Annotated in this window: 15 protein-coding genes; 3 read left to right on the plus strand and 12 right to left on the minus strand. The window is 57.6% G+C overall.

What is annotated here, in order from left to right:
* Window positions 1-10: 10 nt before the first annotated feature.
* From ntrB to D4100_RS09530, 9 genes are all read right to left on the minus strand, one after another.
* Window positions 11-895 (minus strand): nitrate ABC transporter permease, encoded by an 885-nt coding sequence (gene ntrB, locus D4100_RS09490; RefSeq protein ID WP_006321492.1) that lies wholly within the window; start codon window positions 893-895, stop codon window positions 11-13.
* An 8-nt stretch (window positions 896-903) separates the two neighbouring features.
* Entirely contained in the window at window positions 904-2,163 is a 1,260-nt protein-coding gene (locus D4100_RS09495) for a CmpA/NrtA family ABC transporter substrate-binding protein (protein ID WP_006321491.1), read from the minus strand.
* Window positions 2,164-2,491: 328 nt separating this feature from the next.
* Window positions 2,492-3,772: a nitrate regulatory protein gene (locus tag D4100_RS09500; RefSeq protein ID WP_119804189.1), complete on the minus strand. Its 1,281-nt coding sequence runs from the start codon at window positions 3,770-3,772 to the stop codon at window positions 2,492-2,494.
* Between the two features lie 55 nt (window positions 3,773-3,827).
* The gene (locus tag D4100_RS09505; protein ID WP_119804190.1) at window positions 3,828-5,402 is read right to left on the minus strand and encodes an ABC transporter substrate-binding protein; all 1,575 of its coding nucleotides are present in this window, start codon (window positions 5,400-5,402) and stop codon (window positions 3,828-3,830) included.
* A gap of 135 nt (window positions 5,403-5,537) precedes the next feature.
* Window positions 5,538-6,209 carry an ABC transporter ATP-binding protein gene (locus D4100_RS09510; protein ID WP_006321336.1) on the minus strand — a complete coding sequence of 224 codons (672 nt, stop codon included), beginning with the start codon at window positions 6,207-6,209 and terminating at the stop codon, window positions 5,538-5,540.
* Window positions 6,206-7,048 (minus strand): ABC transporter ATP-binding protein, encoded by an 843-nt coding sequence (locus tag D4100_RS09515; protein WP_006321337.1) that lies wholly within the window; start codon window positions 7,046-7,048, stop codon window positions 6,206-6,208. The genes D4100_RS09510 and D4100_RS09515 overlap by 4 nt, the downstream gene beginning before the upstream one ends.
* Window positions 7,038-7,907: an ABC transporter permease gene (locus D4100_RS09520; protein ID WP_006321338.1), complete on the minus strand. Its 870-nt coding sequence runs from the start codon at window positions 7,905-7,907 to the stop codon at window positions 7,038-7,040. The genes D4100_RS09515 and D4100_RS09520 overlap by 11 nt, the downstream gene beginning before the upstream one ends.
* Window positions 7,904-8,956, minus strand: a complete 1,053-nt coding sequence (locus tag D4100_RS09525) for an ABC transporter permease (protein WP_006321340.1) — start codon at window positions 8,954-8,956, stop codon at window positions 7,904-7,906. The genes D4100_RS09520 and D4100_RS09525 overlap by 4 nt, the downstream gene beginning before the upstream one ends.
* The gene (locus tag D4100_RS09530) at window positions 8,956-10,524 is read right to left on the minus strand and encodes an ABC transporter substrate-binding protein (RefSeq protein ID WP_006321343.1); all 1,569 of its coding nucleotides are present in this window, start codon (window positions 10,522-10,524) and stop codon (window positions 8,956-8,958) included. The genes D4100_RS09525 and D4100_RS09530 overlap by 1 nt, the downstream gene beginning before the upstream one ends.
* 284 nt (window positions 10,525-10,808) lie before the next feature.
* Between D4100_RS09530 and D4100_RS09540 the strand changes: the two genes are divergently transcribed.
* Both D4100_RS09540 and D4100_RS09545 read left to right on the plus strand, forming a co-directional pair.
* A complete protein-coding gene (locus tag D4100_RS09540; RefSeq protein ID WP_119804192.1) occupies window positions 10,809-11,411 on the plus strand; it encodes a hypothetical protein in 603 nt (200 codons plus the stop codon).
* Between the two features lie 51 nt (window positions 11,412-11,462).
* The gene (locus D4100_RS09545) at window positions 11,463-11,657 is read left to right on the plus strand and encodes a hypothetical protein (protein WP_006321345.1); all 195 of its coding nucleotides are present in this window, start codon (window positions 11,463-11,465) and stop codon (window positions 11,655-11,657) included.
* Window positions 11,658-11,707: 50 nt separating this feature from the next.
* On the opposite strand, the gene cbl is transcribed toward D4100_RS09545, so the two are convergent.
* The 3 genes from cbl to chaB form a co-directional block, all read right to left on the minus strand.
* Complete coding sequence (gene cbl / locus D4100_RS09550) at window positions 11,708-12,661, minus strand: HTH-type transcriptional regulator Cbl (RefSeq protein WP_006321346.1); 954 nt, start codon at window positions 12,659-12,661, stop codon at window positions 11,708-11,710.
* Window positions 12,662-12,963: 302 nt separating this feature from the next.
* Window positions 12,964-13,659, minus strand: a complete 696-nt coding sequence (locus D4100_RS09555) for a gamma-glutamylcyclotransferase (protein ID WP_006321352.1) — start codon at window positions 13,657-13,659, stop codon at window positions 12,964-12,966.
* A 261-nt stretch (window positions 13,660-13,920) separates the two neighbouring features.
* Entirely contained in the window at window positions 13,921-14,148 is a 228-nt protein-coding gene (gene chaB, locus D4100_RS09560; RefSeq protein WP_006321354.1) for a putative cation transport regulator ChaB, read from the minus strand.
* A 130-nt stretch (window positions 14,149-14,278) separates the two neighbouring features.
* On the opposite strand from chaB, the gene D4100_RS09565 reads away from it, so the two are divergent.
* A complete protein-coding gene (locus D4100_RS09565) occupies window positions 14,279-15,097 on the plus strand; it encodes a siderophore-interacting protein (protein ID WP_006321356.1) in 819 nt (272 codons plus the stop codon).
* The last annotated feature ends 184 nt before the right edge of the window (window positions 15,098-15,281 follow it).

Here is a 15,281-nt window from a genome sequence, read left to right on the forward strand (position 1 = left end):
GGTGAGCTCCTTAACGGTTCTGATAGCTAAAACGTTTTGCCAGTAACATCAGCCCCTGCTCGAGCAGCAGCCCCACTACGCCGATCACGATGATGGCGATGATGATGTTTTCGACGTTGAGGTTGTTCCATTCATTCCAAATCCAAAAACCGATCCCGACGCCGCCGGTCAGCATTTCCGCCGCCACGATCACCAACCAGGCGATGCCGATGGACAGGCGCACGCCGGTCAGTACATATGGCAGCACCGCCGGGAACAGGATTTTGCGCATCACCGTCCACTCAGACAGCTTCAGTACCCGCGCCACGTTGAGGTAGTCTTGCGGAATGCGCGTGACGCCTTCTGCGGTGTTGAGGATCATCGGCCAGATGGAGCAGATGAAAATGGTCCAGGTTGATGCCGGCTCCGCGCGCTGGAACAGCAGCAGGCCAATCGGCAGCCAGGCCAGCGGGCTGACCGGGCGCAGCAGCGAAATGATCGGGTTAAGCATGTTCGCCAGAAAGGCAAAGCGCCCCAGCAGGAACCCGGCCGGAATACCGACCAACGCCGCCAGCCCAAAACCTGTGGCTACGCGCTGCAACGAGGCCAGCACGTTCCAGCCGATACCCTGATCGTTCGGCCCGGCGGAATAAAACGGATCGGCAAACAGCGTCAGCGCCGCTTGCCAGGTCGCCAGGGGGGTAGGAAAGCCCTTGCTGTTGAGCGCGGCGATCTGCCAGATAACCAGGGTCAACACCAGCCCCAATGCCGCAGGCACCGCACGGCGAAAAACGCTCTGCAAAGGCAAGTTCCAGCGCGGTTTGGGCTGCGGCTTCGCGGTGGCCGGGATTTTCAGCGGCACGATTTCCGCACTGGTCGGCGTTGGAATATCAATACGTTCAGCGAGATTTTTCATCGGTTACCTCAGCGCTTTAAAGAGAAACTGTTGGCGTATTCCGCCGGATTGCTGCCGTCCCAACGTTTACCGTCAAACAGCGTGCTGGCGCGCATGTCGCTGCCAGGAAGATTCACCCCGCCCACCGCGCTTGCCGCCTGTTTGTAGATCTCGGTACGGTTGATTTTTTGCGCGACGGCCAGGTAGTCCGGCTCGGCGTTCAACAGGCCCCAGCGACGATGCTGGGTCAGGAACCACATGCCGTCCGACAGATACGGGTAGCTCACCTCGCCATCATGGAAAAAGCGCATCGCATGGGCGTCCTGCCAGGATTTGCCCAGACCGTTTTGGTATTGGCCCAGCATGCGGCCGGTGATCACTTCCGGTTTGGTATTGATGTAGGCGCGCCCTGCCACTACCTGGGCGGTCTCCTCGCGGTTGGCGTCGGAGCTGTCTATCCAGCGTGCGGCGTCCAGCACGGCGGCGGTCAGCGCGCGGGCGCCGTTCGGGTTGGCCGCCACCCAGTTCCCCGTGGTACCCAGCACTTTTTCCGGATGATCGGGCCAGATTTCCTGGGTGGTGACGGCGGTAAAACCGATGTTTTCGGCGATGGCGCGCTGGTTCCACGGCTCCCCGACGCAGAAACCGCTCATGTTGCCGATCTTCATGTTCATCACCATCTGCGGCGGCGGCACCACCACATTGCGCACGTCGTCAAACGGATGAATGCCGGCGTTCGCCAGCCAGTAATAGAGCCACATGGCGTGGGTACCGGTCGGGAAGGTTTGGGCGAAGGTGTAAGTGCCCTTGGCGCTGGCGTCGACGTGTTTTTTCAGCGCGGCCGCATCGGTGACGCCAGCCTCCTTTAACTGGTTGGATAGCGTGATCGCCTGACCGTTGTTGTTGAGCGTCATCAGCACCGCCATGTCGTGCTGCGGTCCGGCTACGCCCAATTGCAGGCCATAAACCATGCCGTACAGCACGTGCGCCGCATCCAGCTCGCCGGACAGCAGCTTGTCGCGTACCGCCGCCCAACTGGCTTCTTTGCTGGGAATGATTTTGATGCCGTATTTTTCGTCAAACTTTTTCACCGCCGCCATCACCACCGAGGCGCAGTCGGTCAGCGGAATAAAGCCCACGCGGATCTCTTTTTTCTCCGGTGCGTCAGAGCCTGCCGCCCAGGCCGTATTCATCAGGCCAGGCAGCAACATGCTGCCGCCCAGCGCCGCGCTGCCGGCCAAAAAGCGGCGGCGCGTCAACTCAAGCCCAGGGTGTTTGGTGTGCGTCATCAGCAAGTCCTTCAATCAGGCGATAAAAATAAAAAAGGCGTCCCATCAGCACATTCCACCATTGGGGTGAACATGCTGAAAGGACGCCTTTATCCATATTCTTGTTGGCAATCCGACCGCCATTGGCCGGAGTACCTTTCAGTTAATGCAGCTTGCGTGCCAAATCTGTCGATAACCCCAGCCAGCTCCTGCCAGACAGGCACGCTGCACTCCGCGCCCGCATAATTCGGGGTGAATATATTAGCTCCCTACAGCCGATGGGGAGTACACAGGGCATCGTTTGCACAACGGCAAGGCATTAACTGCACTGACTGTGTGCATATACTCCTTAAGGAGTATCCCCGGTAGCCGGTAAAATATCGGCCACCGCCAGCATGGCATTGGCAATCTCAATCAGCCGCTTGTTTTGGTTCATGGCCATCTTGAGCAGCAGCCGATGGGCTTCCTCCTCGGTCAACCCGCGATGCCGGATCAACAGCCCTTTGGCGCGTTCGATTTGCTTGCGCTCATGCAGCGTCGCGCGCGCCGTCGCCAACTCTTCTGACAGCACCTGCAACCGCTGCGACTGCTGCTGAATCAACTCCATCATGGAACGACCCAGGCGCGGGTTGATGCCGTCCCCCATCAGCGGCGACGCCTCCCCCAACGGAGTGGCCACGAACACCGCGTAGCTTTCTCTCGCCTGCTGCGGCACGTAACCGACGTAATCTACCTCCAGCGAGCGCCGGGCCTCGGCCAGGCTATGGCGGCAACTGGCCATCAGCGCTTCTTCCAGCCGATCCTCAATCTGTTTCATCAGATCGATGCGCGCACTGGTGATTTCGAACCAGCGCAGGCTGGTGTCGGCGCGATCGCTCAACTGCAATTGGGTGCAGGCGATGCGACGCAGGCGTTCAAACTCGCGGTCATCCTGCTGCTGTATACGCCGCCACTGGGCCAGCGACTGTTCATCGGCAAACTCGCTGAAGGTATGAAAACAGCGCTCTTGCCCTTCGATCAGCATCAGTAACTGTTGATGGGAGGCTTCGCTGAACTGCATGGCGGCAAAACCGGCAGCGCCGATTGCCCGCTCTTGCCCGGCCAGCTCCTTGCCCTGCATAAAGCTGAACATGGCGATCAACGCGCGCGTCATGGCGGGTTCGACGCAGGCATCCGCCGCCTCGAACACCAGCGCCAGCAGGCTGTGAATGATGTTATTGAAGGTATCCATGGCGGCAGGCTGAGAGACCTGCTGTTGCCGCACCTGCCGACGCAGCGCGGGCAAGGCGGTGAGGTTGTGCAACGCACAGGCGATGCGGCTGAACAGCCGGCTGGCGCTGGCCAGCGGTGCCGTGGCGGCGTCCAACTGCGCCAGTTGCCGCTGCACCGCCAGTTCGGCCTGCTCCACGTCCTGCGTTCTGCCTGCCAACCGTTCGCCGAACAACGCGCCCTGCGAACACAGATAAATATTGACGGTGCCGCGCTCGCGCTGGAGTACGTGGATCAATTGGCTGACCCGGCCAACCAACTGGCCCATCTGCAGCAGCTGTTGCAACACGGTGATTTCGCAGCGTTTGGACGCCAGCAGAAAATCGCCGGCGCTGGGCGGGAAAGCGCTATTACGGCTCATGACAGGATCCCCGTTACGGTAAATAGGCAGATCCTGCAAAAGCCGTGCCGTAGCGTTACTTACTCACTCGATCCAGATAAAGCATGCTGTTGGCGATGTTCAGCGTGGCGCCTTTAATGTTGTCGCGCAGCGCCACCAGCGTTTGCCCTTGCAGCGCGACGACGTACGGCGAGCTGGCCTGAACTTCATGCTGCAAGGCTGCGTAACGCGCGGCGCGTTTTACCCCATCGCCTTCTGCCGCCGCCGCGCGGGTTTCCGCACTCAGCGCCGGTATCGTCCACTGGGTGCGCCAGGCCAGAGTTTTCGGGCCGTTTGGCACGTTGTAAGCAAAGGCGCTGGCGTTGGTGTTCGGGTCCAGATAGTCGGCGCCCCAATAGGTGAAGATCGCCTGGAAATCGCGGCCACGCATCTTGCCCCACAGATCGCTCTCCACCACCGGGCGGATATCCAACTGCAAACCGGCCTTGGCGAAGCTGGCCTGCAGCGCCTGGGCGATATCGGTATAAGGTGGTTGGTTAATGACGATCAAATCGATGCGCGTGCCCTCAGCGATACCGGCGTCATGCAGGATCTGCCTGGCCTTTGCCACGTCAAGTTTGAACGGCTGGTCCGAGACGGCGCCGTCCAGCCCGACCGGCAGAAAAGCCTGATGAACGCGGTATTGCCCTTTCAGCAGATTTTTCGCGATGGATTGATAATCCACCAGCCAGCGCGCCGCCTGCCACAGCGCCGGATTAGCCAACGCCGGTTGCTGTTGGTTGCCGGTATTGAAGCCAAGGTAATACACCTTTGCCGAATCATGCTGCTCAATACGTACGCCCTTTTCATTGCGCAACGAGTTGAACTGATCGGCCCCCAAATCATAGGCCACATCGGCGTCGCCCTTCAGCAGCAGCAGGCGGCGCGTGCCGGCGTCGCTGACGTTCTTCAGCAGCACCGTTTTCAACTGCGCTTTTGGCTGGGCGTAATCGTTACGGCTGAACAACAGCGCCTCGTGCGGCACATAGTTGCTGACCCGGTAAGGGCCGGCACCGGCGGAGTTAGAACGCAGCCAGGCATTGCCGAAATCCCCCGCCTGGCTGTGTTCGCTCAACAGTTTCTCATCGACGACCGACGCCACCGGTGCGGTCAGCAACCGCAACGCCAGTTCGCTGCCGATATTCGCCGGCCAGCTCAGTTGCAACTGGCTGTCGCTGAGTTTTTTCAACTGGCTTTCGACATTGTCCGGTGTCCAGCCGAATTCGCCGAGAATAAACGACGGCGCCTTGTTCAGTTTCACTGCGCGCACCAACGAGAAGATCACGTCTTCCGGCCGTACCGGATTGCCGGAGGCAAAGCGCTGATTGCCATGCAGGGTAAAAATCAGGCTGTGACCGTCCGCGCCCGCCTGCCAGCCGCTGGCCAGTTCCGGTGCCAGCTTTTCCGGCGTTTCACGATCGGGTGCCAGCAGCCGCTGATACAGATTGACCAGGTTGGCTGAGCTGACGGTTTCAAAACTCTCGGCCGGATCCAGGCTGATAATCCCCTCCAGCGAGCTGACCACGACCAGCGTGTCTTGCGGAGTGGCGGCCTGCGCGCCCAGGCTGGCTGCCAGGGCGCTGAACACTAACGTTGGGATTAAGCGTTTCATTGATGCACTCTCCAGAATCACGCGGATGCGTTATTTTTCGAGTGTAGGGCGGCGAATTTATAAGAAGAACGACTATAAATTGCTTTATTTATTACACAGATGAATATACCCACCGGCAGAGCGGCGGGTATGGCTTCAGCTTACCAACCGGCCGTGCGCCATCGCCACCGAGCGATCGCACATGTGGTCGATTACGTCGGCGTCGTGGCTGACCAGGATCATGGTCAGATCGCCCGCTTGCTTCAAATCGTTGAGCAGGTTAAGGATTTCCGCCTGTACCGACATGTCCAGAGCCGACGTCGGCTCGTCCAGCAGCAGCAATTTCGGTTTTAGCAGCAGCGCCCGCACTATCGCCACCCGCTGGCGCTGGCCGCCGGAAAGCTGGTGCGGATAGCGATCCAGCAAGCGCGGGTCCAGCCCCACCTGCCGAAAACCGGCGCTGATTTTCTGTTCGATATCGCGCTCTTTCAGCAACTTCAACGGCTCCGCCAACGTGCGCAACAGCCGGTGCCTGGGATGCAACGACGCATAAGGGTCCTGAAACACCATCTGCACCTCACGCCGCAGCGTGCCGGTGAACGGCCGGCCGGGCTTCAGATCCTGGCCCAGCAGCCGGAAACCGCCGCTCCAGTTCTCGTTCAACCCGGCCAGCACCCACAGCAGCGAGGATTTACCGCAACCTGAGGGGCCGACCAGCCCGAAGCATTCGCCCTGTTCGATATGCAGATTGACGTCATGCACCACCCTGCGCAATTCATAGCCCTGACGGTGGCTGACGCTGAGGTTTTCCAAAGTAATCAGGCTCATTTCAGCGCCTCCAGCAGCGCGCGATCCAATACCGGCAAGGGTTTGCCGTGGGTTTCCCGGCTCGGCCGGCACGACCATAGCGTGCGGGTATAAGGATGCGTGGCCGAGGCCAACCGGTCGGCGGGCAGTTGATCCAGCAGTTCGCCCTTGTACATCACCAGTACCCGTTCGCAGTAGTGCGCCACCTGCTGCAAATCGTGGCTAATCAGAATCAGCCCCATATTGCGCTGCTCCACCAGATTTTCGATCAGTTGCAATACCTGATCGCGCATCTGGTGATCCAGCGCGGAAGTCGGTTCATCGGCAATCAGCAGTTGCGGATCGTTAATCAGCGCAATCGCCAGCATCACCCGCTGGCCCATGCCGCCGGAAAGCTGATGCGGGTAGCGCTGACGCAACGCCGCCGGATCGGGCAAGCCTACCGCCGCCAGCATGTCCAGCACCTTTTCCCGCCGTTCGGCCCGGCCCAGGCTAGTGTGCAGCAACAGCGGCTCCTCCACCTGCTTGCCAATCGGCTGGGTAGGGTTCAGCGCATGCTTGGGATCCTGCATCACCATCGCCACTTTTGTGCCACGCAGCCGGTTCCACTGGCGCTCGTTCAGCCGCGTAAGTTCGTCCCCGCCCAACGTCAGGCGCTGCGCCCGCACTTGCAACGGCGGGGGCAACAGCCCCATCAACGCACGGGCGGTCAAGGATTTGCCGGAGCCGGATTCACCGACCAGCGCCAGCCGCTCCTGCCCCATGCTGAAAGAAATCTCTTTTACCAGCGCAACCGGCTGCGGCGCCGGCAACAGCACCGACAGCCGGTCGGCGATTAATAAGCGGTTATCAATGCCCATGACGAGGATCCATTTTATCGCGCAGGCCATCGCCCAGCAGGTTAAAAGCCAGGCTGGCGAACAGGATCGCCCCGCCCGGCACGGCGGCAACCCACCACTGATCGAAAATCACTTTACTGCCCTCGGCCACCATTGACCCCCATTCGGCGGTCGGCGGCGCAACGCCCATGCCGAGAAAACCCAAGCCGGCGGCGGACAGGATAATCCCGCCCAGGCTCAACGCGGCGCGGACTACCGCGCTCGGCAGGCACAGCGGCAAAATATGGCCGGCCATCAGCCGCAGACCGCCGATGCCCTGCATGCGCGCCGCCGCCAGATAGTCGCTGCGACGCAACGCCAGGGTTTCCGCCCGCGCCTGACGGGCGAAAGCGGGCCAACTGGTCAACGCCAGCGCCAGCGCGCCGTTCATCAACCCTGGGCCAAGCACCGCGACAAACGCCAACGCAATCACCAGGCTGGGCAGCGACAGAAAAATGTCGGTCACGCGCATCAAAATACGCTCCGCCCAACCGCCGAGGTAACCGGCGCTGATACCCACCAGCAGGCCAATAGGAATGGTCAGCAGCAGGATCAGAGACACCAGAATCAGCGTCGGGCGGGCGCCGTAAATCACCCGCGACAGCAAGTCGCGGCCAAAACCGTCGGTGCCCAGCCAATGGCCGGAAGAAGGCGGCAGCAGGCGCAACTCAATGTGTTGCAGGTTGGGATCGAAGGGTGCCAGCCACGGGGCCAACAGCGCGGTAAGGATCAGGATCGCCACCAGCGTCGCGCCAATCGTCAACGTCGTCAGCCGACGGCGTGAGCGGTAGCCGGTAGCCGGTGCGCCCTGGGGCTCATGTTCGGAAAGGTATTGGCTCATCGGGTTCGCGGGTCCACTAAATAAGTCAGCGCGTCGGCCAGTGCGTTAAGCACCACGAAACAGGTGCCGATCAGCAGCGTAGCGCCAAGAATGGCCGGCGTATCGGCGGCAAACAGCGCGGTGGTCAGATAACGCCCGACGCCCGGCCAGGCGAACACCGTTTCGGTCAGTACCGCGCCTTCGAGCAGGCTGGCGTAGGACAGCGACAAAACGGTGATCAGCGTACCGAGCACATTGGGAAACACGTGGCGCAACAGAATACGCACGCGGCTGGCGCCTTTGGATCGCGCCAGAGTGACGTACTCTTTGTTGCACTCTTCCAGCATCGCCGCGCGCAGCAGGCGGGTGATGCCCGCCATCGACAGCAGCGCCAGCGCCACCACCGGCAGCCACAGGTGGCTGATGGCGTTGTAAAACATCTCGCGGTCGCCGGACAGCCAGCTATCGATCAGCACAAATCCGCTGCGCGGCTCCATGCTGTAAAGGTAGATGTCATCCAGCCGCCCCGGCCCTGCAGACCAATGCAGCGTGGCATAAAACAGCAGCAGGCCCAGCAAGCTGAGCCAGAAGATCGGTACCGAGTAGCCTATCAGCGACAGCAGGCGCGCCGCGTTATCCAGCCAGCTGCCCGGTTTGAGCACCGCCAGAAACGCCAGCGTAATGCCGCCGAGGGCGCCGAGGATAATGGCGCAGGTGGCCAACTCTACCGTCGCCGGGAAAGTACGCAGCAGATCGCTCAGCACCGGCTGCGAGGTGATGCGGGATATCCCCATATCGCCGTGCGCCAGATGCACCAGATAGCGCCAGAACTGCACCGGCAGCGGCTGATCCAGCCCCAAATCGTGGCGCACCTGGGCGTAAGTGGCTTCGCTGGCGTGATCGCCGGCAATTTGCAACGTGGGGTCGATCGGCGCCAGATGCGAGAGCATAAAGGTGAACAGCAACAGGCCGAGCAGCGTCAGCGCCAGGGACAGCACGCCGGTCAACAGCCTGCGGCCCCAGCGCCAGCTGTGCCGGGCGAACCCGGCAGAGGAAGAACGGGTTGCCATTACTTGCTGACCTTGCTGTAGAACACCATGTCAGGATTGATGCCCTGCACGTAGCCTTTCAGATTGTCGCGCACGGCGATCAGGCTGCGCGCTTGCAGACCGATAACAAACGGCGAGCTTTGCTGAACGGACTTCTGCAACTGTTGGTAATCCGCCACCCGTTTGGCGGTGTCATTCTCCGCCGTGGCCGCCAGCGTCAGTTTACTCAGAGCAGGAATTTGCCAGTTGGCGCGCCAGGCCAGGGTTTTGCTGCCGTCTTCCGGATTATAGGCGAAGGCGGCGGCGTTGGTGTTCGGGTCAAAATAATCCGGCCCCCACGAGGTCAGGACCGCGTCATAGTTCAGGGTTTTGACCTTGGTGGATACCTGCGCGCTTAGCCCCGGCACCAGATCCACCTTCACGCCCCCCTGGGCGAAGCTGGCCTGCAACGCCTGGGCGATATCCAGGTACGGCGGCTGGTTGTTGACGTCCAGCTTGAAGCTGACGTTTTTCAGGCCGGCCTTCGCCAGGATTTCTTTGGCTTTTTGCGGATTGAAACTGTACGGCCGCTCCTTCAGCGCACCCAGATACCCTTCCGGCAGGAAGGCCTGGTGGTTCTGGAACTGCCCTTTCAGCAGATCGTTGGCGATGCCGTTATAGTCGAACAGCCAACGCGCCGCTTCCCAGAACGCCGGATTGCCCAGCGCCGGCGACGCCTTGGCGTTGAACTGCAGGAAGTAGAGTGAGGCATACGGGATCGCCAGCGGTTTTACGCCCGGCTTGTCTTTCAGCGCCGCCATCTGGTCTGCGCCCAGGTTACGTGCAATATCGGCGTCGCCCTGCTCCAACAGCAAACGGCGTGCAGCCGGATCCGGCACGTTCTTGATCAAGACGGTTTTCAGCGTTGGTGCGCCTTCCGGCGAGGTAGGGTTGGCATCCAGCACCACCACTTCATGCGGTACATAGGTGCGGATTTTATACGGGCCGCTGCCGGCGGAATGGCTGTTCAGCCACTGATGCCCCAAATCATCGCCCTGCTGGTGCGCCAGCGCTTCTTTGGCATCGACAATCGAGGACACCGGCGCCGACAGTAGGCTGAGCACGAACGCCGGGCTGACGTTTTCGCTCCAGCTTATTTTCACCTTATGGTCGTCAACCTTGATCAAGTGCTGGTCGACGTTTTTGGCATTCCAACCCAGTTGGGTGAGGATAAACGACGGCTCCAGGTTCAGCTTCACCACCCTTGATAGCGAGAAGATCACGTCCTCCGGGCGCAGCGGGTTGCCGCTGGAGAATTTGGCGTCCGGCCGCAGGCTGAAGGTCAGGCTGCGGTTATCGCTGCCCGCCTGCCATTCGCCGGCCAGCGTAGGTTTGAGGTCGATCGGGTTCTGCGGGTCCGACTGGATCAGGCGCTGATACAGGCTGTTGAACGATTGTACCGTGGTTAATTCAAAGCCCTGGGCAGGGTCAAAGCTGACAACGTCATCAATTGACTGGGCAATCACCAACGTATTCGCCGGGGTCGCCGCCTGCGTGTTGAAACTGGCCGCTACGGCCAAAAAGAGCAAAGAAGGAACGAACGCTTTCATCAGAAACTCTCCAAGCGGATGGAATTTATAGTAATTTCGCGAGTGTATGTGAGTGCATTCGGCAGGCGAAGGTACTTAAATAACTATAGATATTCTTTTTATATCTATAGATGAGCTTTTGATTATTAAGCAGGCTAAGTTCTGCGACCTTGCCCGCAATGGCGTGCGCAAATTTTGTCGCTAATGACGTCTCTTGCGTGATGATGCGCATCTGAAAAAACAACGCGTTGCGTTGCCCCTTGCCTGCGATTAGCGTGCGGTTAGTCAAGGCCAGGGATGATCAAATGGGAAATAATACGCCAACGGATGGCGAGCAAAACTTGCATCATCAGGCGGTGCAACAGACGCTTGAAGATATGAATATCGTACTGGTCGAATCAGGTCTTTTCATCAACCTATTGACCGAACAAGATCGTCGCTGGCAAAAAGGCAGAAAAAACGGCCACACGCTGAACTGGCGATCATTATTGAAATTTTATGACAATGCACAGTTGGAACCAGGAAACTTTGCTTTTGTTTTCAGATGGATTGCCGCGCCATTGACGCGTGCCGGCTTTTGCTTGTGTTACTACCACAGATTGGGCAATGTCATCGAGCTTGTCGCATTGGAGAGTTTTGCAGGACGAGAGGTTAAACATCCGCTAAGCGGCAAGATGCTGCAACACTGCCTGCATGCCCTCTATTTTTATGGCGTGAATCTGCGTGCACAGGGGCTGATATCTGAAACGCTTCCCAACATACTGATCAGTAACGCACTCAATGATCGGTTGCTCTCGTTTTATACCCGTCAGGCATCATTCATCGTGATACCCGGCACCATGAATTGCAAAACGGATTTCATCGCGTTGAGAAAAAACATACGGCACCTTAAAAAAATGCAAGGTTAAGTTCTTGCGTGATAAGGTGTGCTCAAATAATGTTCAAAAAAGGAGAGCGACATGAAGGACCTCAACGACCCAACGCTATCAATTCAAGAAGAAAAAGAAATCGCGATCGAAATTATGCGGCAACATATACGCTGGCAACTGGCTAATCCACTCCGCCCTGAAGAAATTCCCTTGTTGGAAGCCATTGGCCCGGTGCAAAAAAGCAAACGCCGTCTGGTTAGAAAGCTATTGAAAAAACAGCTTTAGGTTTCTCTGTCGCCGGGCAAACTGCCCGGCTTTTTATGTTCCTCGCCGGATCAAATCTGGTAATCGATCACCGCATCCAACTGTGAGGAGAATACCTTGTCCTTGATTTCGGTCAGTGACAGAGTCGGGTTACACAGCTGGATAAATCGCCAGGCATAGTTACGTTGTAACTGGCTGCGTTTCAACCCCAGCCACACGGTATTGGGTTCGAACAGGTGTTCGGCATTGAGGCTGACCAGCCCGTGGTCACGCTCTTTCTCGTACGACATATCCGCCAATACGCCAACCCCCAGCCCCAACTCGACATAGGTTTTAATCACGTCGGAATCCTGCGCGCTCAATGCAATGTCCGGCGTCAGCCCCGCCGCTTTGAACGCGGCGTCCAGCTTCGAACGGCCGGTGATGCCCTGCCGATAGGTGATCAGCGGCAGCGTGCTGAGCATCTCCAGCGTGACCTGTGGCTGACGCGTCAACTCATGCCCCTCCGGCACCAAAATGGTGTGATGCCAGCGGTAATAAGGAAACGCCGCCAGGGACTCATCGCTCATCAGCCGCTCGCTGGCAATACCGATATCGGCTTCGCCGGAGGCCAGCATGCCGACAATTTCCTCCGGGCTGCCCTGGTTCAGCACCACTCTCACCCGCGGATATAACGCGCGGAACTCTTTAATCACCCCCGGCAGACTGTAACGTGCCTGAGTGTGGGTGGTGGCGATATGCAGTTGGCCGGAGTCGTTGCTGCTGAATACGTCGGCCAGGCGGCGGATATTATTGGCGTCATTCAGGATGCGTTCCGCCACTACCAGCAACTCTTTACCCGGTTCGGTCATGCCCAATAAACGCTTCCCGCGGCGGATAAATATCTCAATACCCAGCTCTTCTTCCAGCTCACGAATATGACGGCTAACCCCAGATTGCGAGGTAAATAACGTGTTGGCGACCTCGGTCAGGTTGTAGTTGCAACGCGCCGATTCACGAATAATTTTTAGTTGTTGAAAGTTCATCCCTTCCCCCTGTCGAGCAATATTGTTAACGACAGTGATACTGAGTCTGGCGGGAGGGAACAAATAAGAAATAACCTTTACTTATGCATTTTCATGCTAAGTAGATTTTTCACGGCCGTGAATTAACTGTTTCTTCGAGATAAAATAATGAACACCTTTAAAATTAACAAGATACAAAACCATTAAATAATTGTGGATTAAATATTCCTGCGAAATAAAGTTATTAAATATAGGTATTGGATATATATAAAAACGGGCCCTGCATGCAGAGCCCATTTGGAAAGGATGTTTCGGCCGAGAGGTCAGGCGGTCGCTTCGCCGCCAATAGGGCCGGATGTGTTCTGTTGCAGCCACTGCTGCACGTAGTTGACCAAATCGCCGATGCAGTCATCTTTCATGCCGTGATTTTTCAGCTCGTTATCCAGTGCAAACAGGTATTGGGCGTTGGTGCCCAACGGCCCGCTGGCACTGGCGATCAAAGGCGCTATCACCTGATGGCTGGTGTCCTCTTCAAACAAGGGATGCTGCGGGTTCATCACGAATACCAACGCGGTGACCACTTCACCATCGGCAAGCTGGAGATCGCACCAGGTCGGCAGATAACAGCCGGTCACCATTTCGCGTTTCCACAGCAGTTCCAGCTCTTCGCGTAGCTTCTCTTCCGGCAGGCGGAACGCCAGCCCGGTAGTATGGCCGCCCTCTTTCAGCGCCAGCATGCGCCCTGGCTGATGCAAGGTGCCGCGCCCGGCGGTCAACCGCAGGCAAAACGCACGGTGCCACCCCTGCAACGTAGCCGGACGAACCTCTTCGGATTCGAATACCGGGTTCCACATCAGCGAGCCATAACCGAAGACCCACACCGGGCTGTTATCCGGGCGACGGGATAAAGTGCAATTCAGCGAGGCCGCACGCTGCTCTGATGTCAGTAACAGCGACTCCTCAATTGTGCCGAATGCTGTTTTGCAATCTGCCTTTTGCAGAAAATCTCGCGTTAACACCTTAACAACCTCCTGGGAATAGGCTACTCATACTCCCTCGCCACTGCGAACTCTGGAATTTTTATTTATTGGATGCGGAATTTTATTAATTCAATAGTCACTCCACGATAATAATGACCTTATTCTTTTCTCAATCCGCAATCAAGTTTCAAAACGTAGATAAAGTGAAAAAGTATTTGTACGCGTGAGCAATAATATTAATTGCATGCTTAGCTATGCAGATATTGTGATTTTCCCGGCACCTTATGCCGGGATTTAAGGTTACTTTTTGTGCCAACGATCGTCGTCGCCTTTGCGATAGGTCTGCTTCACCGCCGCCCAGGCGATTTTGTGCGCCGTTTCTTCGCGGCTGCCATCGCCGCGACGGTCATCCGGATCACGATATTGATCCCAGGCGCTGTTAAACGCTTCCTTATAGATCTCTTGTGCATGATCCGGCAGCACATTTTTCACATTGTCGGGTAAGGCGCTCTTACTTTTATAGGGCATAACTTTTCTCCCGTAACGACATAGGAGCTTATAAGCCTAGTCAATACCGACGGCCACCTCAATCAGCAAACGATTCTCATTATCAAATGACATGATATACTCGGCGCCAAACGAACATAAGGAGATCACCGTGAATACCGATGCCCCCCGCTCACGCGCGCCTTACCTGATTGAAGTCGCCGCTGTCCGTGACATTACGCCGCACCTGCGTCGCATCACCTTTAGCGCGCCAGACCTGCGCCATTACCCGGCACAAGCCGCTGCCGCGCACATCAAGGTTTTCCTGCCGCTCGCAGGCCAACGGCAACCGGACCTCCCAACGTTGACCGCTAACGGCCCGGTTTGGGCAGCGGATGCGGTACGCCCGATTATCCGCACCTATTCGGTGCGCGCCGTGCGCCCGGAACTGGCCGAGATCGACATCGAATTCGCCATTCACGATCATAGCGGCCCGGCGGTAAACTTTGCGCGCCAGGCTAAAGCAGGCGATAAAATTGGCATCAGCAACCCTGGCGGCCCCAAACCGATGCTGCCACCGGCCGATTTCTACTGCCTGGCCGGAGACCCTTCATCTTTACCCGCGCTGGCCGCGTTGCTGGAACAACTACCGGCGAGCAGTGAAGGCCATGCTTTTATCCGCGTGGATACTGCCGCCGATGTTATCAGCCTGAAAAAACCCGCCGGCGTCGAGCTGAATTGGATTGTCGGCGGCACCGAGAAAACGCCGGAGCTGATAACCCAATTTTGCGCATTGCCCCTGCCGCAGGCCGCAACCCAGTTCTGGCTGGCGGGTGAAGATCGCCTGGTGGTCGAGCTGCGCCGCTACCTGCGCCGCGATCGTCAATGTGACCGTAATCAGCTTTATGCCGTACCTTACTGGCGTGAGGGGTTAAATGAAGAGGGTTATCATAATAAACGGCATGAAATCATGGATAACATTGACGACTAATGGGAATTTTCTCCTTTATTAACCATGTAATGCGAGAATAATTGCAATTTACGCGCCATTGATGCAAAAAATCAAACCCACTACGTAAAAGTAAGTAAATAAAACCGCATCCGTTGCGGTTTTTTTGTTAACCTTGTCACACAAAGCAAGCAATTGCTTTTTCAAGTAAAACAACATCACATCA

Source organism: Serratia inhibens, assembly GCF_003591175.1.
Lineage (GTDB): Bacteria > Pseudomonadota > Gammaproteobacteria > Enterobacterales > Enterobacteriaceae > Serratia > Serratia inhibens.

What these genes read in the sequence shown, in the direction of transcription:
- ntrB (WP_006321492.1), bottom strand. Translation starts at nt 895, where the DNA reads ATGAAAAATCTCGCTGAACGTATTGATATTCCAACGCCGACCAGTGCG.
- D4100_RS09495 (WP_006321491.1), bottom strand. Translation starts at nt 2,163, where the DNA reads ATGACGCACACCAAACACCCTGGGCTTGAGTTGACGCGCCGCCGCTTT.
- D4100_RS09500 (WP_119804189.1), bottom strand. Translation starts at nt 3,772, where the DNA reads ATGAGCCGTAATAGCGCTTTCCCGCCCAGCGCCGGCGATTTTCTGCTG.
- D4100_RS09505 (WP_119804190.1), bottom strand. Translation starts at nt 5,402, where the DNA reads ATGAAACGCTTAATCCCAACGTTAGTGTTCAGCGCCCTGGCAGCCAGC.
- D4100_RS09510 (WP_006321336.1), bottom strand. Translation starts at nt 6,209, where the DNA reads ATGAGCCTGATTACTTTGGAAAACCTCAGCGTCAGCCACCGTCAGGGC.
- D4100_RS09515 (WP_006321337.1), bottom strand. Translation starts at nt 7,048, where the DNA reads ATGGGCATTGATAACCGCTTATTAATCGCCGACCGGCTGTCGGTGCTG.
- D4100_RS09520 (WP_006321338.1), bottom strand. Translation starts at nt 7,907, where the DNA reads ATGAGCCAATACCTTTCCGAACATGAGCCCCAGGGCGCACCGGCTACC.
- D4100_RS09525 (WP_006321340.1), bottom strand. Translation starts at nt 8,956, where the DNA reads ATGGCAACCCGTTCTTCCTCTGCCGGGTTCGCCCGGCACAGCTGGCGC.
- D4100_RS09530 (WP_006321343.1), bottom strand. Translation starts at nt 10,524, where the DNA reads ATGAAAGCGTTCGTTCCTTCTTTGCTCTTTTTGGCCGTAGCGGCCAGT.
- D4100_RS09540 (WP_119804192.1), top strand. Translation starts at nt 10,809, where the DNA reads ATGGGAAATAATACGCCAACGGATGGCGAGCAAAACTTGCATCATCAG.
- D4100_RS09545 (WP_006321345.1), top strand. Translation starts at nt 11,463, where the DNA reads ATGAAGGACCTCAACGACCCAACGCTATCAATTCAAGAAGAAAAAGAA.
- cbl (WP_006321346.1), bottom strand. Translation starts at nt 12,661, where the DNA reads ATGAACTTTCAACAACTAAAAATTATTCGTGAATCGGCGCGTTGCAAC.
- chaB (WP_006321354.1), bottom strand. Translation starts at nt 14,148, where the DNA reads ATGCCCTATAAAAGTAAGAGCGCCTTACCCGACAATGTGAAAAATGTG.